The following is a 23,046-nucleotide window of genomic DNA, read 5'->3' as shown; positions in this document are numbered from 1 at the left end:
CCAGCGTAGGTGAGGGGTCCGACGGTCTCGCCGCACCCGTCGTCGTGAAGGGCCTCAGCAGCCGATGAGCCGCGCGGCGAGGTAGCCCTCGATCTGGTCGAAGGAGACCCGCTCCTGGGTCATCGCGTCGCGGTGGCGCACGGTGGCCGCGCGGTCCTCCATCGAGTCGAAGTCGACGGTGACGCAGAACGGCGTGCCGATCTCGTCCTGGCGACGGTAGCGGCGGCCGATGGCCCCGGCGTCGTCGAAGTCGACGTTCCAGTGCTGGCGCAGGCGGGCGGCCACGTCGCGGGCGACCGGCGAGAGGTCGGCGTTGCGGCTCAGCGGCAGCACGGCCGCCTTGACCGGCGACAGGCGCGGGTCGAGCTTGAGCACCGTGCGCTTGTCGACCCCTCCCTTGGCGTTCGGCGCCTCGTCCTCGGTGTAGGCCTCGAGCAGGAACGCCATCATCGGGCGCCCGACGCCCGCGGCCGGCTCGATGACGTAGGGCCGGTACCGCGAGTCGGTGGCCTGGTCGTAGTAGGACAGGTCGACACCCGAGTGGTTCGAGTGCGTGGTGAGGTCGAAGTCGGTGCGGTTCGCGATGCCCTCGAGCTCGCCCCACTCCTGGCCGGCGTTGAACTGGAACTTGTACTCCACGTCCACCGTGCGCTTGGAGTAGTGGGAGAGCTTCTCCTTGGGGTGCTCGTAGTGGCGCAGGTTCTCCGGCGCGATCCCCAGCTCGGTGTACCAGCGGGTGCGCTCGTCGATCCAGTACTGGTGCCACTGCTCGTCGGAGCCCGGCTCGACGAAGAACTCCATCTCCATCTGCTCGAACTCGCGCGTGCGGAAGATGAAGTTGCCCGGCGTGATCTCGTTGCGGAAGCTCTTGCCGATCTGGCCGATGCCGAACGGCGGCTTCTTGCGCGCGGTCGACATGACGTTCGCGAAGTTCACGAAGATGCCCTGCGCGGTCTCCGGGCGCAGGTAGTGCAGGCCCTCCTCGGACTCCACGGGGCCGAGGTAGGTCTTGAGCATCATGTTGAACTCGCGCGGGGCGGTGTACTGGCCGCGGACGCCGCAGTTCGGGCAGGGCACCGTCGAGAGGTCGTAGCCGACCTTGCCCTCGGCGTCGACCGTCTCCAGCGACGGGCCGCCGGTGCGCTCGGCGAAGTCCTCGGCGAGCTGGTCGGCGCGGTAGCGGCGGTGGCAGTTCGTGCACTCGACCAACGGGTCGGTGAACACGTCCACGTGCCCGGAGGCGACCCACACCTGGCGCGGCAGGATCACGCTCGAGTCGAGGCCGACGACGTCGTCGCGGCCCTGCACCATGAACCGCCACCACTGGCGCTTGATGTTGTCCTTGAGCTCCACGCCCAGGGGGCCGTAGTCCCAGGCGGACCGGGTCCCGCCGTAGATCTCCCCCGAGGGGAAGACGAACCCGCGGCGCTTGCACAGGTTCACGACGGTCTCGATGCGGGCGCTGCCGGTGGGGGTGGGCACTTCGGTCTCTCCTGATGCTGCTCGGTGGCCCACCCAGCGTATCGAGCGCCGCTTTCCCGACGACGGGTCGTGCCCGGCCTCAGCCGAGGATGCTCGCGTGCTCGACGCACCCGCCGTCAGGAAGGCCGGTGAGGCGCCGCTCGAAGGTGGCCTCGTCCGCGGTGGACGCCTCGGACAGGAACGGCACCACGTGCTCGCGCACGTCGAAGGGCTGCAGGGCGCGCCGGTAGCCGGTGAGCGAGGTGAACACGGCGACCAGCACCCACTCCCCCGGTGCCTCGACCGCGCGGGCGAGCTCGACCCGTTCGCACTCCGGGCCGCCCGCCAGCAGCCCGACCGCCCGCCGCGCACGGGTGAGGAACTCGTCCTCGTCGGTGGGACGGAAGCGGCAGACCAGGAGCACGAGCGGACCTTATCGACACCCGGTGTCAGTATGGGATTCTGGAGGTCGACGAGCATCGCGGGAGAGGAGCGCCGTGGCGAACGGACGCGCACGACGGATGCCGGGGAACATGCGGCGTCCCCTGCTGCCGGGGACGGGGCCGCTGGCGCGCGTGTCACCGGTCCTGGCGTTCCTGGTGGTGGTCGTCGTCTTCGCCGCCGGAGTGCTCGTGGGCGGCTTCGTCGGGGCGCTGCTGCTGGCGGTGCTCGTGGTCGGCGTGGCCGTGCTGCTCGCCACGACGTGGGGACGCCTGTCCCCACCGGAGCGCGCGGCCCGCAGCCTGATCCTCGTGGTGCTGGTGCTCGTGACGATCGGGGTGGCGCTGCGATGACGGTCTCGGAGGAGGTGCCGGTCGAGGCCGCCCTCGTCCCGGAGGCGCCGGCGCCGCTGCAGCCCGACACGCTGGAGGCGGCCGGGGAGCTGCTGCGCGCCCTCGCTGCCCCGGTGCGGATCGCCGTGGTGATGCAGCTACGGCACTCGCCGCGGTGCGTGCACGAGCTGGTCGACACCCTCGGCGTCACGCAGCCGCTGATCAGCCAGCACCTGCGGGTGCTCAAGGCCGCCGGCGTGGTGCGGGGCGAGCGCCGCGGCCGTGAGGTGGTGTACCGGTTGGTCGACGATCACCTGGCCCATATCGTGGTCGACGCCGTCGAACACGTGCAGGAGGACGCATGAGTGCGGGAGACGCAGCACAGCGGAGCTCGACCCGTGGTCTCTGAATCGCGGCCGACCGTCGTCCCCGGGCAGCGGTCGACCCGCCAACGCGCGGCGATCGGCGACCTGCTCGACGAGCTCGACGACTTCCGCTCCGCCCAGGACATCCACGAGGAGCTCCGTCGTCGTGGTGAGGGCATCGGGCTGACCACGGTCTACCGCACCCTGCAGGCGCTCGCCGACGCCGGTGAGATCGACGTCCTGCGCACGACGGCCGGCGAAGCCTCCTACCGCCGCTGCTCCGACACCCACCACCACCACCTCGTGTGCCGGGTCTGCGGGCGCACCGTGGAGGTGGAGGGACCCGCCGTCGAGCACTGGGCGGAGAAGGTGGCCGTCGAGCACGGGTTCGCCCAGATCGACCACACGGTGGAGATCATCGGGACCTGCTCGGGCTGCCGTTCCTGACGGCGGGTCCCGCGCCCCGTTCTCGAGGTGCACACCAGGCATGCCCGCGGGCAGCGGAAGCTGCCTGACGTGACCCTCGGCGCCGAGCTGCTGGACCCCGCCGGCGCGAGATGCACACCAGACATGCCCGCGGGCCGCAGAAGCTGCCTGACGTGACCCTCGCGGCCGCGCCGGACACGACCGTGGCCCGCCCTCGACGTGCGGGGACGGGCCACGGTGCTACGCGTCCTACTCGCGGTCGGCGCTCGGACGCCCGGCGGTCTCCCGCTCGGCGCCGCCCGTCGGGCCCACCTGCAGGGTGTCGTCGATCCCGTCCCCGTCGGGGCGGCCCGGCGCGTCCGCGGGCACGGGCTCGTCGGACTCCCGGAACGGATCGGCGTTGCGACGCACGTCGGCATACGTGACGCGCTCCCCCGCCTCGTCCCCCGTCGTGCGCCACGGCCCGTCGGCGTCCGGCGGGAACGACTGCACCCGCAGGTAGAAGTCGTCCCCGTGCTTGTCGGTGCCGTAGTCGATCGCCTGCTCGATCACCTCGGTGCCCTTGATCTCGCGGAGCACGACCGGGTCGTGGTTGAGATCGCGGGTGAGGGCGACGCACAGCGCGATCATGATGACCACGAACGGCGCCGCGACGAGGATCGTCAGGTTCTGCAGGCCGGACAGCGCGTCCTCGCCGCCGACCAGCAGCATCACCATCGCGACCAGGCCCATCGTGGCGCCCCAGAAGATGACGACCCACTTCTTCGGCTCGTCGGTGCCGCGCTGCGAGAGCGTGCCGGTGACGATCGACGCGGCGTCCGCGCCGGAGACGAAGAAGATCGCGACGAGCACCATCACCAGGATCCCGGTGACCGTGGCCAGCGGGTAGGCCTGGAGTACCGAGAACAGCTGGGTCTCGGTGTCGGCCGCCGCCGGGTTCAGACCGGCCTGCTGCTGGGTGATCGCGGTGCCGCCGAAGATCGCGAACCAGAGCAGCGAGACCAGGCTCGGCACGAGGATGACGCCGCCGACGAACTGGCGGATCGTGCGGCCGCGGCTGATCTTGGCCAGGAACATCCCGACGAACGGGGTCCAGGAGATCCACCAGGCCCAGTAGAAGACCGTCCACGAGGAGAGCCAGTCGAGCATCGGCGCACCGCCGGTGGCCTCCGTGCGCCCGACCATCTCGAAGAACTCCGAGAAGTACGCCCCGACCGCGGTGGGCAGCAGATCGAGGATGATCACCGTCGGGCCGACGACGAACACGAACAGCGCCAGCACGCCCGCGAGCACCATGTTGATGTTCGAGAGCCACTGGATGCCCTTGGCGACGCCCGAGACCGCGGACAGGATGAACGCCGCCGTCAGGACGATGATGATCGGGACGAGCACCTCGTTGCCGGCGTCGGGCAGGAAGCCCGTCGCGTCGAGGCCGCCGCCGATCTGCAGGGCACCGAGGCCGAGCGAGGCCGCGGAGCCGAACACGGTCGCGAAGATCGCGATGATGTCGATGATCCGGCCGGGCGTGCCGTTGGCCGCCTTCTCGCCGATCAGCGGGATGAACGCCTGGCTGATCAGCTGCCGGCGCCCCTTGCGGAACGTCGAGTAGGCGATCGCCAGGCCCACGACCGCGTAGATGGCCCACGGGTGCAACGTCCAGTGGAACAGCGACGTGGCCATCGCGGTGCGCAGCGCCTCCACCTGGTCCCCACCGGCCACCGACCCCGGCGGCGGGCTGGTGAAGAACGACAGCGGCTCGGCGACGCCGTAGAACATCAGCCCGATGCCCATGCCGGCCGAGAACATCATCGCGATCCACGACACGGTGCGGAACTCGGGCTGCTCGTCCTCGCCGCCGAGCTTGATGCGCCCGAACTTCGAGAACGCGAGCCAGAGCGCGAACACCACGAAGCCGGTGGCCGCGAGGATGAACAGCCACCCCCCGCCCTTGATGAGCCCGCCGATCATCCCGCTGGAGACCGAGCTCAGGGTCTCCGTGCTGAGGATCCCCCAGAGCACGAACACCACGGCCAGCGAGGCGCCGACGCCGAAGACGACCTTGTCGATCGGGACGCCCTTCGCGTCGGCCGCCGTCCCGCCCTGCTCCTCCGGTGACTTCCCGGGTGGACTCTCCTGTTGCTGTGTCATACCGGTACGCCCCCGATCCCGGTGGGCGTCCTCCTCTCCGGATGCGACGTCCGGAGGAGCCTACGGGAGAAATAGGACAAGCAACGCGTAATCGGGGGATTTCGCCGCGTGACCCGACGTCAGGAAGCAGCCACCACATCCGCCCGGACCTGCGAGGCCGTGGACACGACGAGCATGAGCAGGGTGCCCAGGGGGTCCGCCTCGAGGCCCTCCGCCGGGAACGCGTAGCGCAGCGTCACGTCCCACCCGGCGTCGGTCCGCACGACGCCGAGCGTGCCGAAGAGCCCCTGGCCCGCCCGCTCGGCCATCCGGCGCGGGACGTCGTCGTCGGGGAGGTCCCAGGCGACGACGCAGGTCAGCGACAGCACGGCGAGGCCCTCGACGAGCTCCACCCCCTGCACCGCGCAGGGCACGTCGCCGTGGCGGAAGGAGAGCGCGCCGTCGTCGTCGACCCGGACCTCCACGAACTTCTCCAGCGCCTCGCGGGCGGTGATCAGCAGGGTGGCGGTCGTGGCGGCCTCGCGGCTCACTCAGCTCTCCTCGGCAGGGTCGACCGTCGCCTCGGTCGAGGACGCGTCGACCGCGCCACCGTAGCGGCGGTCACGCGAGGCGTAGATCTCGCACGCCTGCCAGAGGTGGCGGCGGTCGAAGTCGGGGAAGAGCGTGTCGAGGAAGACCATCTCGGCGTAGGCGGACTGCCAGAGCAGGAAGTTCGAGGTGCGCTGCTCCCCGGAACTGCGCACGAACAGGTCGACGTCGGGCATGTCCGGCTCGTCGAGGTGGCGGGCGATCGCCTTCTCGTCGATGCGCTCGGGGTCGATCTCGCCCCGGGCGGCCCGGCGGGCCAGTTCCCGCGCGGCGCCCACGATCTCCGCGCGCCCGCCGTAGTTGACGCACATGGTGAGGGTGACGACGTCGTTGTCCTTCGTCAGCTCCTCGGCGATCTCGAGCTCCTTGATGACACTGCGCCACAGCCGCGGACGCTGGCCCGACCAACGGACCCGCACGCCCATTGCGTGCATCTCGTCGCGGCGGCGGCGGATCACGTCGCGGTTGAACCCGAGCAGGAAGCGGACCTCCTCGGGGCTGCGCCGCCAGTTCTCGGTGGAGAACGCGTACGCGCTGATCCACTTCACCCCGACGTCGATGCACCCGCGCACCACGTCGAGCAGCTGCGCCTCACCGTGCCGGTGCCCCTCGATGCGGGGCAGGCCGCGCTGGTTGGCCCACCGGCCGTTGCCGTCCATGACGAGCGCGACGTGGTTCGGCACGAGGTCGGCCGGGATCGGCGGCGCCGTGGCCCCCGACGGGTGCGGCGTCGGGGCCATCACGGTCGGGTCGCCCGGCCCGCGCAGCCGGCCTCCCGACCGGCCACGACTCCGCTCGGCGCGCTGACGCAGGGGACTCACACGACTCCTTCCGATTCCGGACGGCGGGTGCCCTCGGCACCCGTGGTCGGGACCCCGTCCTCCAGGTCCACCCGTGGGACCGCACCGCGGCGGTCGACCAGCGGGAGCGAGCGCAGCTGGCGCTCGAGGTGCCACTGCAGGTGCGCGGCCACCAGGCCCGCGGCGTCGCGGCGCGCGTCCGGCGGGCTCTGCTCGGCGGCGGTCCAGTCGCCGTCGCGCAGGGCCTCGAGCAGGCGCCAGGTCCACCACGAGGGCACGACCGCGCCGCCGGGCCGGCAGTCGTCGCACACCGCTCCCCCGGCCGCGACCGCGAAGCGGCGGTGGAACCCGTGCGTCCCGTCGGGGGCGTCGAGGGGCGTCTCCGGCTCCACGCCGCAGCGCGCGCACTCGGTGACGGCCGGCGCGTAGCCTGCGATGACCATGGCGCGCAGCAGGTACGCGTCGAGGACCAGGTGCGGGTCCCGCTGCCCGAGCGCCAGGCCGCGCAGGGCGCCGACGAGGAGCAGGAACAGCTCGCGCGCGGGCTCGCCCTCCTCCGGGGTGAGGCGGTCGGCCGTCTCGAGCAGCGCGCAGCCGGCGGTGTAGCGCGGGTAGTCGGCGACGAGGTCACCGCCGAACGCGTCGATCGTCTGCACCTGGGTGACGATGTCGAGGCTGCGCCCGGTGTGCAGCTGCAGGTCCACGTGGCCGAACGGTTCGAGGCGCGCCCCGAACTTCGAGGTGGTCCGCCGGACGCCCTTCGCGGTGGCCCGGACCTTGCCGTGGCGCTGGGTCAGCAGGGTGACGATCCGGTCGGCCTCACCGAGCTTCTGACACCGCAGCACCACGCCGGTGTCGCGGTAGAGGCCCACGCCGACCATCCTGGCACTCCCGTCCGACAGCTGGCGGCGTTCACTCATCCGGCCTATACGACGCCGGGTCGGCCCGGTCTACTGTCACGCTCAGTCACAACGACCGGGAAGGACCCGTCATGACCACTCCGCAGCAGCAGCCGTTCGCCCCCGGCCCCGTCGGCGCCGGCCAACCCCCCGTCCAGCCCGTGGGGTACGGCCCGCCCGCACGCCGCATGAACGTGCTGTCGATCGTCGCGCTCGTCGCGGCGTTCTTCGTCCCGCTCGCCGCCGTGATCTGCGGCTGGGTGTCGCTGCGCCAGATCGCCCGGACCGACGAGAACGGCCGGCCCCTCGCGATCACCGCGCTCGTGCTGGGCGGGATCGGCTGCGCGTTCTGGATCCTGTTCTGGGTGCTGATCATCGCGAACGGCGGCAGCTTCTCGTACTCGTACTCGATCTGACCCCGTCCGCTCCGGCGAGGGTTACACCAGGCAGGTTCCGCGGCCCGGGACGATGCCTGGTGTGACCCTCGGCGTCGCCCCTAGCGTGGCCGGCATGGAGATCGCCGGACGGGTCCTCGACGCGCTCGCCTCCACCACCGCCGACGGGCCACCGCCCGACCTCTTCGCCCCGGGCGCCGTCACCTGGCACTCGTTCGACGAGGTCGAGGCCCCGACGGTGCCCGCGACCTTCGACTCGCTGCGGGCCATCCGGGCGGTGGTCCCCGACTTCACGATGGTGGACGTCCGCGCGTTCGGCGGGGAGCCGGGGCTCGCGCAGTACGTCGTCACGGGCACGCTGCCCGACGGGTCGCGCCTGCACGCGCCGGCCGCCCTCGTCGTGCACACCGAGAACGGACTCGTCACCCGCATCGAGGAGTACGTCGACTCCGGCCAGCTCGCGCCGCTGTTCGCCGCGCTCGGCTGACGTCACCACGACGATGTGGCGTTCCTGCCACTGGACGACAGCAACGACGCTTCGCTGCCACGAAGGGTGGGGTCAGAACCCCAGCTTGCGCAGCTGACGGGGGTCGCGCTGCCAGTCCTTGGCCACCTTGACGAACAGGTCGAGGTGCACCTGGGTGCCCAGCATGTTCTCGATCTGGCGCCGAGAGGTGGTGCCGACCTCCTTGAGCCGCGAGCCCGCCCGGCCGATGACGATCGCCTTCTGCGAGGGCCGCTCGACGAAGATCTCGGCACGGATCTTGAGGGTCTTCCCCTCCACCATCTCCTCGACCACGACGGCGAGCGAGTGTGGGAGCTCGTCGCGCACGCCCTCGAGGGCGGCCTCGCGGATGAACTCCGCGATCATCGTCGTCTCCGGCTCGTCGGACAGCTCGCCCTCGGGGTAGAGCGGCGGGCCGGGCGGCATCTGGGCGAGCAGGAGGTCGGTGAGCAGGTCGACCTGCTTCCCCGACACGGCGGACACCGGCACGATCTCGGCGAAGTCGGCGAGCTGCTGCAGCTCCAGCAGCCGTTCGGCGATCACCTCGGGGCGCGCGAGGTCGGTCTTGGTGAGGACCGCGACGACGGGCGTGCGGTCGGCCACCTTGCGCAGCTCGGAGATGATGAACCGGTCGCCCGGCCCCACGGCCTGGTCGGCCGGGGCGCAGAACCCGACGACGTCGACCTCGGCCCACGTCGTGCGCACGACGTCGTTGAGGCGCTCCCCCAGCAGGGTGCGCGGCTTGTGCAGGCCGGGGGTGTCGACGAGCACGAGCTGCCCGTCGGCCCGGTGGACGATGCCGCGGATCGCGTGTCGGGTGGTCTGCGGGCGCGACGAGGTGATCGCGACCTTGTGGCCCACGAGCGCGTTCGTCAGCGTCGACTTCCCGACGTTCGGGCGTCCGACGAAGCAGGCGAACCCGGAGCGGAAGTCGTCCGGCCAGGGCTGGGTCACGCCGCGTCCTTGCCCTCGAGCCGGGCCACGATCTCGCGCCCGATCGGCAGGGCGGCGGTCGCCGCCGGGGACGGCGCGTTGAGCACGTGCAGCACTCGAATGTCGCCCCGGTCCGCGGTGTCCTCCCTGAACAGGAAGTCGTCGACGAGCGCCCCGTCCGGCCGAACCGCCTGGGCGCGCACGCCGGCGCGGCGCATCACGTCGTGCGGGGGCTCGAGGTCGTCGGCCGTGACGCCCGGCAGCATCTTCGCGACCGCCTTCGCCATGGCCGCCTTCGACAGCGACCGGTGCATCTCGCCGAGCCCGTAGCGCCACTGCTTGCCGGCCAGCGACAGGAAGCCCGGGTCGGTGAGGGTGCCGGCGAGCTCGCGGACCTTCAGCGTCCGCCAGTCGTACCCCTCGCGGGCCAGCGCGAGGACGGCGTTCGGCCCGACGTGCACCGAGCCGTCGACACCTCGCGTGGCGTGCACGCCGAGGAACGGGAACGCCGGGTCGGGCACCGGGTAGACCAGCCCGCGGATCGCGTCCGCCTTCGGGCCGCGCAGGTCGGAGTACTCGCCGCGGAACGGCACGATGCGCACGCCGGGGTCGAAGCCCGAGGCCCGCGCGATCTCGTCCGAGCGCAGGCCGGCGCACACGACGACCTGGCCGGCGAGCAGGTCGCCGCCGTCGGTGTGGACGACGACGTCGGACCGCCGGCGCACGGTCGACCGCACGGCGCGCCCGGTGTGGATCACCGCACCGCGCGCGACGGCGAGCTCGGCGAGCTTGACGGTGATCGCCTCGTAGTCGCAGATGCCGGTGGACGGGACCCACAGCCCGGCGACCGCGCTGACGGCGGGCTCGCGGTCCCGCACGCCGGCGGCGTCCAGCTCGTGCACCTCGACGCCGTTGGCCCGTCCGCGGCGCACGAGCTCCGCCATCCGCGGCAGCTCGTCCTCGCTCGTCGCCGCGACGACCTTGCCGCACTCGAGGTAGGGCAGGTCGTGCTCCGCGCAGAACGCCTTGGTCTCCGCGCAGCCGGCGACGGCGAGGCGGGCCTTCAGCGACCCCGGCGCGTAGTACAGCCCGGAGTGGATGACGTTGGAGTTCCGTCCGGTCTGGTGCCCGGCCAGCGAGGACTCCCGCTCGACCAGCGCGACCGACGTGTGCCCGGCGTCGAGCAGGGCCGTGAGCACGGCCAGACCGACGATGCCCCCGCCGACCACGACGACGTCGTGCCGCGGGCTGGGCCCCGGGATTCCTGCCACGTCAACCACTCTGGTCCTCTCCTGCTCGTCGCCCGAGCTCCGCTCCGCTCCGTCGACCGCTCGCGGCCACGAGCGTGTCCTCCGCCGACCCGTCGTCGGGGCTGACGTCACCGCCGTCGGCGGGGTGTGGGTCCCACACGAGCACCGACACGATGCGCATGCGGCCCCGATCGTCCTCGCCGCCCTCGGCCCGCAGGCGCAGCCCCCCGACCTCGGCCTCCGCGCCCGGCAGCGGCACCCGGCCGAGGCGCTGGGCGAGGAGACCGCCGACGGTGTCGACGTCCTCGACCTCGAACTCGACGCCCGTGGCCTCCTCGAGGTCCTCCACCGGCAGCCGGGCCGAGACGCGCAGGGTCCCGTCCTCGAGCCGGTCGACCGGGCGGTGCTCGGCGGTGTCGTACTCGTCGGTGATCTCGCCGACGATCTCCTCGAGGATGTCCTCGATCGTCACGAGCCCCGCGATCCCGCCGTACTCGTCGACGACCAGCGCCATGTGGTTGCGGGTGCGCTGCATCTCGCGGAGCAGGTCGTCCACCTGCTTGGAGTCGGGCACGAATGCCGCCGGGCGCATGATCTCGCCGACCGCGCCGTGGTGGTCCGACGGCGAGTGCTGCGGGTCGTTCTGCCGCGCGCTGGTGTAGCGCACGAGGTCCTTGAGGTAGACGACGCCGACGGTGTCGTCGACGTTCTCGCCGATCACCGGGATGCGCGAGTAGCCCGAGCGCAGGGCGAGCGCGAGGGCCTGGCGCGCCGACTTGTCCCGCTCGATCCACACCATCTCGGTGCGGGGGACCATCACCTCGCGGACCATCGTGTCGTCGAGCTCGAACACCGACTGGATCATGGAGCGCTCGTCGTCGTCGACGAGCCCGCGCGCCTCGGCCATGTCGACCAGCTCGCGCAGCTCCACCTCCTGGCTGAAGGGGCCGTCGCGGAAGCCGCGGCCGGGGGTGATCGCGTTGCCGACGAGGATCAGCAGCGACGACAGCGGGCCCAGCAGCCGGGCGAGGGCGCGCACCGGCACGGCGACCGCGAGTCCGACGCCGTAGGGGTGCTGCAGGCCGATCGTGCGCGGCCCGACGCCGATGAGCACGTAGGACACGACGATCACGACGAGCGCCGCGATCGTCACCGCCCAGCCCTCCGAGCCGATGAGCTGCAGCGCGACGTAGGCGCCCAGCACGGTGGCCACCGCCTCGCACGTCAACCTCATGAGGAGCAGGAGGTTGAGGTGCCGTGGCTTGTCGGCGACGACGGCGGCGAGCGACTTCGCCCCGGCGCGGCCCTCCCGCACGATCGCCTCGACGCGCGCCGGCGACATCGTGGTGATGGCGGAGTCGGCCGCCGCGAACACCCCGGCCAGCGGGACCAGGACGAGCGCGGCGATCAGTTGCCCGATCTGGGCGGCGGTCACGTCGAACTCTCGTCCAGACCGACCGTGCCGAGGAGCTTCGCGTCGGCCGCCCGCTGTCGTTCCCGGGTCAGCCGGTCGCGCTCCGCCCGGGCCCGCTCGGCCACCTCGGCGCGCCACTCCGCGAGCAGCTCGCCCTGCAGGCCGAACATCTCGGCCTCCTCGTCGGGCTCCGCGTGGTCGTAGCCCAGCAGGTGCAGCACGCCGTGCACGGTGAGCAGGTGGAGCTCGTCGTCGAGCGTGTGCCCGGCCGACACCGCCTGGTCCCGCGCGAAGGCGGGGCAGAGCACGATGTCGCCGAGCAGGGCCGGGCCCGACGGCGGGGCGTCCGGCCGCTTGGCCGTGTCCAGCTCGTCCATCGGGAAGCTCATGACGTCCGTGGGGCCCGGCAGGTCGAGCCACCGCTCGTGCAGCTCGGCCATCGGCTCGAGCTCCACGAGCAGGATCGACAGCTCGGCGAGCGGGCTCACGCCCATCCGGTCGAGCGCGTGGCGGGCGACGTCGACGATCGGTGCCTCGTCGACGTCGACCCCGGACTCGTTCGCGATCTCGATGCTCATCTACCGGTTCCGCCGTTCGCGACGATTCTGCGGCGGCCCGTTCCGCGGGGGCACGCCCTGCGGACCGGTGTTTTGGCGTGCGTCCCAGCGGCCGTACGCATCGATGATCTCGGCGACGAGCCGGTGCCGGACGACGTCGGCGCTGGTGAGCTCGCTGAAGTGGACGTCCTCGACGCCGTCGAGGATCTGCCGGACGACCTGCAGGCCGGACATCTGCCCACCGGGCAGGTCGACCTGCGTCACGTCACCGGTGACCACGATCTTCGAGTCGTAACCCAGCCGCGTGAGGAACATCTTCATCTGTTCCGGCGTGGTGTTCTGGGCCTCGTCGAGGATGATGAACGCGTTGTTCAGCGAGCGGCCGCGCATGTAGGCCAGCGGCGCGATCTCGATGGTGCCCGAGGCGATCAGCTTCGGGACCGCCTCGGTGTCCATCATGTCGTTCAGCGCGTCGTACAGCGGGCGCAGGTACGGGTCGATCTTCTCCGAGAGCGTGCCGGGCAGGAACCCGAGCCGCTCCCCCGCCTCGACGGCCGGGCGGGTGAGGATGATCCGGCTGACCTGCTTGGCCTGGAGCGCCTGCACGGCCTTCGCCATCGCGAGGTACGTCTTGCCGGTACCGGCCGGGCCGATGCCGAAGACGATCGTGTTGACGTCGATCGCGTCGACGTAGCGCTTCTGGTTCAGCGTCTTGGGCCGGATGGTGCGACCGCGCCGGGACAGGATGTCCAGGCTCAGCACCTCGGCGGGCGACGCCGACTCCGCGGCGTCGTCGCCGAGCATGCGGACGGTGCGGCGGACGCCGTCGGGATCGATCTGCTGGCCGCGGCTGGCGAGGATCACCAGCTCGGCGAACACCCGCTCGGCGAACGCCACGTCCGCGTGGGTCCCGGTGAGGGTCAGCTCGTTGCCGCGGACGTGGACGTCGGCGTCCAGCAGGTCCTCGGCTTCTCGGAGGTTCTCGTCCCGCTTGCCCAACAGCGTGAGCAGCGCGGACTCGGGGACGACGATGCGCGACTCGCCGGACGAGTCGGTGGACGTGGGACTCAGGATGCGTGCTCCCCGTGCGGTGATGCGGCGTGGTCAGTCTAGACCGAACCTCTGACAGTCAAATCCAGCGTCGGGCCCGACCAGCGCGACCGCAACCAGCGGTCGTGCGAGGTCACGACGACGGTGGCGGCCGCCGCGGCCACCGCGGCCTCGATCTCGCCCCCCAGGCGCAGCGACAGGTGGTTGGTCGGCTCGTCGAGCAGGAGCAGGTCGGGCCGGACGGCCACGGCGACCGCGAGCGACAGGCGGCGGCGCTGGCCGACGCTCAGTGCCCCGACCGCCGTCCCGTGGTCCCGCGGGTGCAGCAGCCCCAACGACCCCAGCGGGACCGCCCCGGCCACCTCCGCCCCCACGGCCGCCGCGAACGTCTCCCGCGCGGACAGGTCCGGCCGGGCGAACGTCGGGTCCTGGCGGACGAGCGCGACCCGGCGCGCCCTCACCTGCACCGAGCCTTCCACCCCGTCCCGGAGCTCCCCGGCGAGGACGTCGAGCAGCGTCGACTTCCCGGCGCCGTTCGGCCCCGTGACCAGCAGCTTCTCCCCCGTCCCGACGTCGAGCCGCTCCAGCCGGAGCCGCCCGGGGACCCGGAGCCCGCGGACCGACACGGTCGCCCCCGCGTCGGTGGGCGGCGCCTCGAACCGCAGCGGCGCCGGGGGCTTCGGCAGGGCCTCGCGCTCGGCGACCTCGAGCCGGCGCTCGGCGTCGTGGACCCGGCGGGCGCGGGCCCGCTCGACCCCGGCGCCCTTGAACTTCGTGATGAACTTGTCGTTGTCGGTCGGCCCACGCCCGGCGGCGACCGAGCGCAGGTCGACCCGGGTCCGGTCCCGCAGCGCCGCGATCTCCTCCTGCTGGGCGGCGAAGGTCTCCTCCCAGCGGCGCCGCGAGTCGGCCTGCGCGGCCAGGTACTCACCGAACGACCCGCCGAACCGGCGGCCGCCCCGGCCGTCCGTGCCGAGGACCCCGGCGTCGAGGTCGTAAAGCTCGGTGGCGACCCGGTCGAGGAACGTCCGGTCGTGGCTGGCCGCGACGACGACGCCGGGCAGGTCGACGAGGCTGCGTTCGAGCAGGTCGAGGGCCTGGTCGTCGAGGTGGTTGGTCGGCTCGTCGAGCAGCAGCGCCGCCGGACGGCGCACGAGGGCCGCCGCGAGGGCGAGGCGGGTGCGCTGACCGCCGGACAGGGTGCCCACCGGGCGGGACCGGTCGAGGTCGGCGACCCCGAGGGTGGCCGCGGTGACCTCGGCGCGGCGGTCGGCGTCCCACGCGTCGTGGGCGACGGCCCAGGCGAGGACGGCGTCGTACTCCGCGCCGACGTCGGACCCGGCGGCCATGCGCGCCGCGAGCTCCTCCAGCCGGCCGACCGCGTCGTGCAGCGGACGCAGCGCGTCGTCGAGCATCCGGCCCACCGAGGTCGCGTCGGCCGCGGGCTCCTGGGGCAGGTACACGAGGTCGGCCGGGACCCGCACCGATCCGGCGTCGGGACGGTCGACGCCCGCGAGGAGGCGCAGCAGCGTCGACTTCCCCGTGCCGTTCTCCCCGATCAGCCCCAGACGGGTGCCCGGGGCGACCGTGAGGTCGATCCCGTCGAGGACGGGGCGGGCGCCGAAGGCGCGGACGAGGCCGTGCGTGACGACGGCTTCGAGGGTGGTGACGAGGGAGGATGACACGACGACGCTCCGGGAGGCGGAGGGCGAGGACCCCGCCGGGCGATGGCCGCAGCGAGGGTCGAGGCGTCGTCAGAGCTCCATGATGGCGACGACGGTACACCCGTCGTCGGGACGCGCGACCGATTTACCGCAGCAGGCCGAGCACCTCGTCGCGGACCGTGCGCCAGGCGGGCGCGGCCGGGTCGATGAGCTGGAAGTGGTCGACGCCGGGCAGTTCGACGAGCCGGGCCGCACCCCGGGCCGCGGTGGCGGCGGCGACGTAGCGGCGCGACTGGTCGATCGGCACCGTGCTGTCGGCGGTCCCGTGCACGGCCACGACCGGGCACGACGCCGGCACCAGCGCCGCCGGGGACGCGACCGCGTAGCGGGCGGCCTGCGTCACGGGGTCACCGCCGAGCAGGTCCTGCGTCGCCCCGCCGCCGAGGTCCTGCTGGGCCGCGGCGACGAGGTCGAGGACCCCGGCCTGCGACACGACGCCCTTCGGCACCACCACCGGATCGGCCCCGGGAGCGGGCGGCTGCAGGCGCGCCCGGGAGGCCGCCCAGGCCGCGAGCTGCCCGCCCGCGGAGTGCCCGAGCAGGACGACGGAGCGCAGGTCCAGCGTGCGTCCGACCCGGCGTGCGGCCTCGACCCCCGCCGTCGCGAGGAGGTCCACCGCGGCCGCGACGTCGGCCAGCGTGGCCGGGAAGCCCCCGCCGTCGCCGACCCGCCGGTACTCGACGTTCAGCGCGGCGACGTCGGCGTTGGTCAGGTCCACGGCGAGCGGCGTGCCGAGCTCCAGCCCGTAGGCGGAGCGCCAGTAACCGCCGTGGATCACCACGACGACGGGCAGCGCGCCCTCCGGCCCCTCCCCCGGGTCGCCCGGGGGCAGGTGGAGCACCGCGTACTGCGACGGGTCGGGCCCATAGCGCAGCGGCATCGGCTCCGGGGTGCCCGGCCGGGGCGCGGGGGTGGTGCCGGCGGGGCTCGTCGAGCAGGCCGCCAGCCCGGCCAGGCCCAGCAGGCCGAGCAGCGATCGACGGGCCATCACGCCCGCCACCGGCCCGTGCGGACCCCGAGCGCGCCGAGCGCGACGGCCGCCGCCGTCGACGTGCGCAGCACGTCCGGACCCAGGCGCACGGGCGTCGCGCCCGCCGCCACGAGCCGCGCGGTCTCCGCGTCGGTGACCCCGCCCTCCGGTCCCACGAGCAGCACGACCTCTCCACCCAGCTCCACGTCCGCCACCGACACCTCCGCCGTCGCCTCCAGCAGCAGTCCCGTGGCACCTTCGAGGCGCTGCGCCAGCTGGTTCGTCGTCATCGGCTCGTGCACCTCGGGCACCCACGCCCGCCGCGACTGCTTCGCCGCCTCCGTCACGCTCGACCGCCAGCGCGCGAGCTGCTTCGCCCCGCGCGGGCCGTCGTCCCAGCGGGTCACGCACCGCTCGGCGCGCCACGGGATGACCGCGTCGATCCCGGCCTCGGTCGCGGTCTCCACGGCGAGCTCCCCGCGGTCGCCCTTGGCCAGGGCCTGCGCCAGCACCAGGCGGGTTCCCGACGGCGGGTCGGTGCGGGTCTCGTCGACCTCCGCCGTCACCCGCCCCTTGCCGACCGCGGTCACGGTGGCGCGGGCCCGGGTCCCGGCGCCGTCGCCGAGCAGGACCACCTCGCCGGGCTGCACCCGTTTCACGTCCGCCGCGTGCCGGCCCTCGGGACCGTCGAGGGTGACCGTGGCACCCGTCGTCGGGACCTCATCGACGAGGAACAGCGCCGGGCGGCTCCAGTCCGCCCGACGATGTGGCGTTACTGCCACTGGATGACAGCAACGACGCTTTCCTGCCATGGGGGACGAGTCACCGGGTGCGCCCCGCCTTGCGTCGGCCGAACAGCCCGTTGCGCGCCTGGCCCGCGTACTCCGGCTGCTCCTCGCCGCGCAGCGTGGCGAGCTCCCGGAGCAGCTCGGTCTGGCGGGCGTCGAGCTTCTCGGGCACGGCCACGTCGAGGTGGACGAGCAGGTCGCCGCGGCCGTCGGTGCGCCCGGAGGAGCGCAGCCGCGGCATGCCCTTGCCGCGCAGCGTGTGCACGGTGCCGGGCTGGGTGCCGGGGTCGACGTGCAGTTCCTCGTCGCCCTCGAGCGTGCGCTGGCGCAGCGTGGTACCGAGCGCCGCCGCCGTCATCGGCAGGGAGACGTGGCAGTGCAGGTCGACGCCGTCGCGCTCGAAGTACTCGTGCGGGGCCTCGGTGACCTCGACGTAGAGGTTCCCGGCGGGCCCGCCGCCGGGGCCGACCTCGCCCTGGCCCGCCATCCGGATGCGCATGCCGTCGCCGACGCCCGGGGGCACCTGCACGGTGACCGTGCGGCGCGCCCGCACGCGGCCGTCGCCGGCGCACTGCTGGCAGGGGTTCGGGATGATCTCGCCGAGGCCGCGGCACACCGGGCACGGGCGGGCCGTGACGACCTGCCCGATGAACGAGCGCTGGACGTTCTGGATCTCGCCGCGCCCGCCGCAGGTGTCACAGGGCACCGGCTGCGAGCCGGCCTCCGCGCCGCCGCCCTGGCAGCGCTCGCAGAGCACCGCGGTGTCGACGGTGAGCTCCCGGGCGACACCCGCCGCGCACTCCTCGAGGGTGAGGTCGATGCGGATCAGCGCGTCCTCGCCGGGCTGCACGCGACCGCGCGGACCCCGCCCGCCACCGCCGCCGGCCGCGCCGAAGAAGGCGTCCATGATGTCGCCGAGCCCGCCGAAGCCGGCCCCGCCGAACCCGCCGCCGGAGAAGCCCCCGGCGCCCGCCGTCGCGTTGGGGTCCCCGCCGAGGTCGACGATGCGGCGCTTCTCCGGGTCGGAGAGCACCTCGTAGGCGCTCTTGACCTGCTGGAACCGCTCCGCGGCGTCGGGGTTGACGTCGGGGTGGAGCTCACGCGCGAGTTTCCGGTACGCCCGGCGGATCTCCGCGTCGTCGGCCTCCCGGCTGACGCCGAGGATGTCGTAGTAGTCCGTGGCCACGCTTCTGTGTCGTCCTTGTCCTGGGGAGCGTTCCGGTCAGCGTCCGCCGACGATCTCGCCGACGTACCGCGCGACGGCCCGCACCGCCGCGATCGTGCTCGGGTAGTCCATCCGGGTCGGCCCGACGACCCCCATCCCGCCCAGCGCCGGTGCGGAGACCGGGCCGTAGCCGATGGAGATCGTCGAGGTGGCGAACAGGTCCTCGGCCTCGTTCTCCTCACCGATGCGCACCGTCACCTGGGCCGGGTCGTTCGACGCCGCGAGCAGGCGCAGCACCACCACCTGCTCCTCGAGCGCCTCGAGCACGCCGCGCAGCGAGGCCGCGTCGGCGCCGTGCCGGGCGAGGTTCGCGGTGCCCCCGAGGACGAGACGCTCCTCGGGGTGCTCCACGAGCGCCTCGACCAGCACCGCGCTCACCGTCGTCACCACCGTACGCAGGTCGGAGGCCTCCTCGGGCAGGGTCGCGACCGCGGCCGCGGCCGTCGTCAGGGGCTTCCCGACGAGGGCCTGGTTCAGCATCGCCCGCAGCCGCGCCACGTCGTCGTCGGAGAGCACGTCGCCGAGGTCGACCACCCGCTGGTCCACCCGGCCGGTGTCCGTGATCAGCACGAGCATCAGGCGGGCCGGGGTGAGGCTCACGACCTCGAGGTGCCGCACCGTCGAGCGGGTCAGCGTCGGGTACTGCACCACCGCGACCTGCCGCGTCAGCTGGGCGAGCAGCCGCACGCTGCGGCGCAGCACGTCGTCGAGGTCGACCGCGCCGTCGAGGAAGGTCGCGATCGCCTTCTTCTCGGCCGCCGAGAGCGGCTTGACCTGCGAGAGCCGGTCGACGAACAGGCGGTAGCCCTTGTCGGTCGGGATCCGGCCGGCGCTGGTGTGCGGCTGGATGATGTAGCCCTCGTCCTCCAGGGCGGCCATGTCGTTGCGCACCGTGGCGCTGGAGACGCCGAGGTTGTGCCGGTCGACGATGCCCTTGCTGCCCACGGGTTCGTTGGTGGCGACGAAGTCGGCGACGATCGCTCGCAGGACCGCGACACGGCGCTCCTCGGCGTTCATCCCCTCGACCTCCTCACGCGACCCGAACCCGACACTCCATGGTAGGCGAGACATGGATACGGGGTGGGACGGCCGTGAGCGTGGTCGGCTCAGCTTCCGGCCACTCCGACCGCCACCGGGCGCGGCAGCTCGACCAGCACCCCCTCGAGCGAGCGGACGACCGCCTGCGCGGTCTCGACGGCGTCGGCGTCGGCGAACGGGTTCTCCGCGTGCCCGCGCCAGCGGCCCAGGGCGGCCAGGGCGACGGCGCGCAGCTCGCCCGCAGCGGTGTCCTCCGCGACGCCGAGGCGCGCCGGGGCGGACGGGCCCTCGCCCCCGAGGAGCCGTTCGGCCTCCTCGGTCAGCGCGGCGCCGGCGCGGCCGGGCACGTCGAGGGGTCGACGGCGGAGCCGGGTGAGGACGTCCAGCTCCACGATCCCGTGCGCCCCGGCGCGGACCCGGTCCACGTGCTCGGCGAGGGCGGCCAGGGCCGCCGGCGCCACGGTGCGCGGCACCGGGGAGGGACGGGGGCCGGCCGCACCCCCTATCGGCGTGCTCGATTGCTCTGTCGGGAGATAGGCATCGCGGGCACGGGCGAGGAACCGGTCGACGGCGAGCAGGGCCGAGCGGGCCTGGAAGACGTCGCGGCGGGCGAGGAAGCGCCGCTCGAGGATGTCGCGCAGCTCGTCGAGGCCGCTGCGGCGGGCGAGCTCCGCGGCCAGGGCGGCCGAGTCGTCGACGCCGCGACGCAGCAGCGACGTGGCGAGCCGGACCCCGAACAGACCGAAGCGGTCGAGCAGGGCGAGCCGGGTGCCGGACGGGAGGACTCCGGACGCCTGCACGAACCGGTCCGCCGTGAGGAGCTGGGCGTCGAGCTCCGCCCGGTCGAGGCGGGACAGCGTGCGCAGCGCCGTGAACTCCACGCCGCGCAGGGTGCGGGCGGTCTCCGCGACGAGGCCCGCGACCGTCGTCGTCGTGGCGCACCACGGCCGCAGCACCGGGTCGGTGCGGTACCGGCGGGCGACCTGCTGGGCAGCCATCACCGCGTCCACCCGGCCGCCGCCCACCTCGTCGGCCCGGCTGAGGACGACGAACGTGCCCGCGGCCCCGACGTTCTCCGCCACGCGGTCGCCGTAGGACTCCAGGAACGCGACGTCGGGTTCGTGCAGGTGACGGACGAGGTGGACGACGCAGTCGACCACGTCCTCCGAGAACTCGCCCCACACGCTGCGGGTCACGGCCGAGTCGACGCCGGGGGTGTCGATGAGCGTGACGTCGCGCAGGTGCTGGGTGGGCCAGTCGACGTGCAGCGCGGCGACGCGGGCGAGGTCGAGGCGCTCGGTCTCGATCACCAACGAGCCGCGGCGGTGCAGGGCGGGCAGCTCGACGGGGTCGGCGTCGCGGCGGGCGCCCCGGTAGGTGACACCGATGCGGGGGCTCGGGCCGTCCGCGTAGTGGGTGGTGACCCGCGTGCACTCCCCCACCCCGGTCGGCGCGATCTGCTCGCCGACCAGGGCGTTGAGCAGCGTCGACTTGCCGGTCTTGATCGACCCGGCGAGGGCCACCCGCAGCGGGCCGCCGAGGCGCGTGCGGTGCGCGGTCAGGGTGCCGACCACGTGCGGGTCGGCGGCGAAGACGGTGATCGCGTGGTCGAGGACGCCGCGGGTCTCGTCGAGGAGCCGGCTCACCGGACGCCTCCGGATGTCAGCTCCCGGTCGCGAGGGGAGTATTCGAGCGTTCTTGTGGCACGAGGGTTCCCCTCGCGCGGCAGGACGGCGGCGAAGCCCGCCCGGCACGCCGCCACCCGCCCGGCGAGCAGCTCCACGCGGGCGAGCTCGGCCGTGACGTCCCGGAGGCGCCGCTCGCGGCGTCCGCTCTCGATCTCCTGCGCCGCGGCGGCTGCGGTCACCGCCTCGGCCACCGACCGGGCGAGCGACTCGGCCTCGGCGGTGAAGTGGTCGCGCAGGGTGCGCTGGACGTCGCGGAGCAGGTCGCGGGAGCGCTTGCTCGCCAGGTGCAGCGCCTCGTCGCCGTGGCGGCGGACCGCCTGCTTGGCCTCTGCCCGCCGTCGTTGCAGCGCGCGCTTCCGCTCGTCCCGGATGGTCTTCGATCCCAGCAGCACGCCGGCCCCCACGGAGAACGGGTTGATCAGCGCGAGGCCGGACAGCGTGGTCACCATCCCGACCATGAGCACCCCGCCGTAGGACCCCCGCATCCCGACGACGAAGCCGTTCGCCCACCCGATCCGCTCGAGGTCGGGCAGGTCGATCCCGGGCACGTCGGGCAGCTCGGCCCGCACCACCATCCCGCCGGGCATCGTCTGCTCCAGCGGCGACTCCGGCGGGGTGGGGGCGACCAGCGCGGTCCCGTCGGAAGAGTCGAAGGCCCCCGGCAGCTGCGAGCGCACCGAGCCGCCGGAGATCGCGAAGTGCTCGGCGACCCGCTCGGCGAGGCGCCAGGTGCGCTCCCCGGACCAGATGAACGTCGTGGTGACCGCCTCGGAGATCTCCTCGGTGAACCAGGGCGCGAAGGTCTCCCACGACGACGCCGGGTCGGCCGCGTCGAGCGCCTCCTCCCCCGCGCGGACGACGTGGCGGATGCGGTCGCGCAGGTCCCAGTCGATGTCGGAGACGAGGTCGGCGACGCCGTCGGCCAACGTCTGCTGCCAGCGGGCGCTGCGCTCCTTGAGCTCGGCGGCGCGGTCCCGCGCGGCGGTCAGCTCCCCGGCCATCTCGGCGGCCCGGGCCGGGTCCTCCAGCCCGATCCGCTCGGCCTCGAGGGCGGCGGAGAACTCGGTGACGGCCTCCGCGACCTGGTCGAGCACCGCCACGGTGTGCCGGGCGCCCGCCGGGTCGGCGACCTCGGTGCGCAGCAGGTACGCCAGCGCGGGCACCCCGGACTCGGCCAGCAGGTCGTCGTCGCCGAGCCGCCGGGCGTACGCGGCGAGGGTCGCCGACACCGGGACGACGCGGACGCGCTCGAGGTCGTGGGCGCGGAGGTGGCGGCGGTCGAGGTCGCGGACCTCGCGCCACCGGGGGTGCAGGTCGACCTTCGTCAGGGCCAGGACGACGGTGTCGCACTGCCGGTCGGCGGCGCGGAGCAGCGCCAGCTCCGGGGCGGTCAGCTCCCGCGACGCGTCGGTCACGACGACGACGGCGTGCGCGGCCGGGAAGCCGGCGCGGACGGTGAGCCCGCGGGCGGAGCGGGGACCGCCCTCACCCGGGGTGTCGACGAGGACGAGCCCGTCGCCGACGAGACCGTCGACCAGCTCGACCTCGGCGTGGGTCCAGGCGGGGCCCCGCTCGGCCCGGCCGGTGACGGCCGCGGTCAGCTCGGTCGAGGAGACCCGACGTCGGACCTCGGTCGCGTCCTCGGCCCCCTCCTCGGCCGGCGCGACGAGCACCGCGACCGGCTCCGGGCCGTGGCGCACCACCGTCGGGAGCCGCGTGGCGACGTCGTCGTGCACCGGGCAGACGGAGGTGCCGGCGAGTTCCGAGACGAGCGCGCTCTTGCCCTGCTTGAAGTCCCCGACGACGAGGACGCGTGCCCCCGGGTCCGCGAGGCGGTCCGCCGCCGCACCCAGGTCGGCCGCCAGGTCGGGGCGGCCGTAGGCCGCGGCGGCGCGGACCGCCAGGGCGGTCACCGCCCGTGCCTCGTCCCGGTCCGGCGTCCCGGCGTCGTTCCCCTCCACGTCGTCCCCCCGCGTCGATCTCCGCTCTCGGGTCTACCGCTTCCAGAGCAGTGCGTTGGCCCGTTCGGCCGACTCTAACGCGCGATCC

23 protein-coding genes are annotated in these 23,046 nt (G+C 73.6%); 5 read left to right on the top strand and 18 right to left on the bottom strand.

The genetic code is table 11. The features are described from left to right. Positions 1–54: 54 nt before the first annotated feature. Together BJ983_RS01920 and BJ983_RS01915 are read right to left on the bottom strand one after the other, a co-directional pair. On the bottom strand, positions 55–1,482 hold the full coding sequence (locus BJ983_RS01920; protein WP_179792247.1) for a glycine--tRNA ligase: 1,428 nt from the start codon (positions 1,480–1,482) through the stop codon (positions 55–57). Positions 1,483–1,561: 79 nt separating this feature from the next. Next, a complete protein-coding gene (locus BJ983_RS01915; protein WP_179792246.1) occupies positions 1,562–1,885 on the bottom strand; it encodes an antibiotic biosynthesis monooxygenase in 324 nt (107 codons plus the stop codon). 73 nt (positions 1,886–1,958) lie between these two features. Here BJ983_RS01915 and BJ983_RS01910 point away from each other — a divergent pair, with 73 nt between their 5' ends. Genes BJ983_RS01910 through BJ983_RS01900 form a run of 3 tightly spaced genes read left to right on the top strand, consistent with a single transcriptional unit; the run spans position 1,959 to position 3,046 of the window. Beyond that, positions 1,959–2,255: a DUF6703 family protein gene (locus BJ983_RS01910; protein ID WP_343053623.1), complete on the top strand. Its 297-nt coding sequence runs from the start codon at positions 1,959–1,961 to the stop codon at positions 2,253–2,255. After that, entirely contained in the window at positions 2,252–2,599 is a 348-nt protein-coding gene (locus BJ983_RS01905) for an ArsR/SmtB family transcription factor (protein ID WP_179792245.1), read from the top strand. The genes BJ983_RS01910 and BJ983_RS01905 overlap by 4 nt, the downstream gene beginning before the upstream one ends. 33 nt (positions 2,600–2,632) lie before the next feature. Beyond that, positions 2,633–3,046: a transcriptional repressor gene (locus tag BJ983_RS01900; RefSeq protein WP_179792244.1), complete on the top strand. Its 414-nt coding sequence runs from the start codon at positions 2,633–2,635 to the stop codon at positions 3,044–3,046. Between the two features lie 228 nt (positions 3,047–3,274). Here BJ983_RS01900 and BJ983_RS01895 read toward each other — a convergent pair whose 3' ends face one another. The 4 genes from BJ983_RS01895 to recO form a co-directional block, all read right to left on the bottom strand. Beyond that, a complete protein-coding gene (locus BJ983_RS01895) occupies positions 3,275–5,173 on the bottom strand; it encodes a BCCT family transporter (RefSeq protein WP_179792243.1) in 1,899 nt (632 codons plus the stop codon). Between the two features lie 119 nt (positions 5,174–5,292). Continuing rightward, positions 5,293–5,703: a hypothetical protein gene (locus BJ983_RS01890; protein WP_179792242.1), complete on the bottom strand. Its 411-nt coding sequence runs from the start codon at positions 5,701–5,703 to the stop codon at positions 5,293–5,295. Continuing rightward, entirely contained in the window at positions 5,704–6,501 is a 798-nt protein-coding gene (locus tag BJ983_RS01885; protein ID WP_179797272.1) for an isoprenyl transferase, read from the bottom strand. Positions 6,502–6,578: 77 nt separating this feature from the next. Continuing rightward, positions 6,579–7,442 (bottom strand): DNA repair protein RecO, encoded by an 864-nt coding sequence (recO, locus tag BJ983_RS01880; RefSeq protein ID WP_179792241.1) that lies wholly within the window; start codon positions 7,440–7,442, stop codon positions 6,579–6,581. Positions 7,443–7,552: 110 nt separating this feature from the next. Here recO and BJ983_RS01875 point away from each other — a divergent pair, with 110 nt between their 5' ends. After that, a complete protein-coding gene (locus BJ983_RS01875) occupies positions 7,553–7,876 on the top strand; it encodes a DUF4190 domain-containing protein (protein WP_179792240.1) in 324 nt (107 codons plus the stop codon). Between the two features lie 94 nt (positions 7,877–7,970). Continuing rightward, entirely contained in the window at positions 7,971–8,342 is a 372-nt protein-coding gene (locus BJ983_RS01870) for a nuclear transport factor 2 family protein (RefSeq protein WP_179792239.1), read from the top strand. Between the two features lie 72 nt (positions 8,343–8,414). Here BJ983_RS01870 and era read toward each other — a convergent pair whose 3' ends face one another. The 12 genes from era to BJ983_RS01810 form a co-directional block, all read right to left on the bottom strand. After that, positions 8,415–9,314, bottom strand: a complete 900-nt coding sequence (era, locus tag BJ983_RS01865) for a GTPase Era (RefSeq protein ID WP_179792238.1) — start codon at positions 9,312–9,314, stop codon at positions 8,415–8,417. Continuing rightward, a complete protein-coding gene (lhgO, locus tag BJ983_RS01860) occupies positions 9,311–10,564 on the bottom strand; it encodes an L-2-hydroxyglutarate oxidase (protein WP_343053618.1) in 1,254 nt (417 codons plus the stop codon). Before lhgO ends, era begins: the two co-directional genes overlap by 4 nt. A 1-nt stretch (position 10,565) precedes the next feature. After that, on the bottom strand, positions 10,566–11,978 hold the full coding sequence (locus BJ983_RS01855) for a CNNM domain-containing protein (protein ID WP_179792237.1): 1,413 nt from the start codon (positions 11,976–11,978) through the stop codon (positions 10,566–10,568). Then, entirely contained in the window at positions 11,975–12,535 is a 561-nt protein-coding gene (ybeY, locus tag BJ983_RS01850) for an rRNA maturation RNase YbeY (protein ID WP_179792236.1), read from the bottom strand. Before ybeY ends, BJ983_RS01855 begins: the two co-directional genes overlap by 4 nt. Then, the gene (locus BJ983_RS01845) at positions 12,536–13,588 is read right to left on the bottom strand and encodes a PhoH family protein (protein ID WP_343054434.1); all 1,053 of its coding nucleotides are present in this window, start codon (positions 13,586–13,588) and stop codon (positions 12,536–12,538) included. A 35-nt stretch (positions 13,589–13,623) separates the two neighbouring features. Continuing rightward, the gene (locus BJ983_RS01840; protein ID WP_179792234.1) at positions 13,624–15,249 is read right to left on the bottom strand and encodes an ATP-binding cassette domain-containing protein; all 1,626 of its coding nucleotides are present in this window, start codon (positions 15,247–15,249) and stop codon (positions 13,624–13,626) included. Between the two features lie 124 nt (positions 15,250–15,373). Beyond that, entirely contained in the window at positions 15,374–16,276 is a 903-nt protein-coding gene (locus tag BJ983_RS01835) for an alpha/beta hydrolase family protein (protein WP_179797268.1), read from the bottom strand. Beyond that, positions 16,276–17,040: a 16S rRNA (uracil(1498)-N(3))-methyltransferase gene (locus BJ983_RS01830; RefSeq protein WP_179792233.1), complete on the bottom strand. Its 765-nt coding sequence runs from the start codon at positions 17,038–17,040 to the stop codon at positions 16,276–16,278. Before BJ983_RS01830 ends, BJ983_RS01835 begins: the two co-directional genes overlap by 1 nt. A 40-nt stretch (positions 17,041–17,080) precedes the next feature. Then, a complete protein-coding gene (gene dnaJ, locus BJ983_RS01825) occupies positions 17,081–18,232 on the bottom strand; it encodes a molecular chaperone DnaJ (RefSeq protein WP_179792232.1) in 1,152 nt (383 codons plus the stop codon). 36 nt (positions 18,233–18,268) lie between these two features. Next, positions 18,269–19,288 (bottom strand): heat-inducible transcriptional repressor HrcA, encoded by a 1,020-nt coding sequence (gene hrcA / locus BJ983_RS01820; protein ID WP_179792231.1) that lies wholly within the window; start codon positions 19,286–19,288, stop codon positions 18,269–18,271. A gap of 89 nt (positions 19,289–19,377) precedes the next feature. Beyond that, positions 19,378–20,955, bottom strand: coding sequence for a dynamin family protein (locus BJ983_RS01815; RefSeq protein ID WP_179792230.1), 1,578 nt, complete (start codon positions 20,953–20,955; stop codon positions 19,378–19,380). After that, positions 20,952–22,958: a dynamin family protein gene (locus tag BJ983_RS01810; protein ID WP_179792229.1), complete on the bottom strand. Its 2,007-nt coding sequence runs from the start codon at positions 22,956–22,958 to the stop codon at positions 20,952–20,954. The genes BJ983_RS01815 and BJ983_RS01810 overlap by 4 nt, the downstream gene beginning before the upstream one ends. Positions 22,959–23,046: the final 88 nt, after the last annotated feature.

Source organism: Actinomycetospora corticicola, assembly GCF_013409505.1.
Lineage (GTDB): Bacteria > Actinomycetota > Actinomycetes > Mycobacteriales > Pseudonocardiaceae > Actinomycetospora > Actinomycetospora corticicola.
The sequence above is the reverse complement of the archived record's forward strand: the minus strand, read 5'-3'. Positions and strand labels throughout refer to the sequence as shown.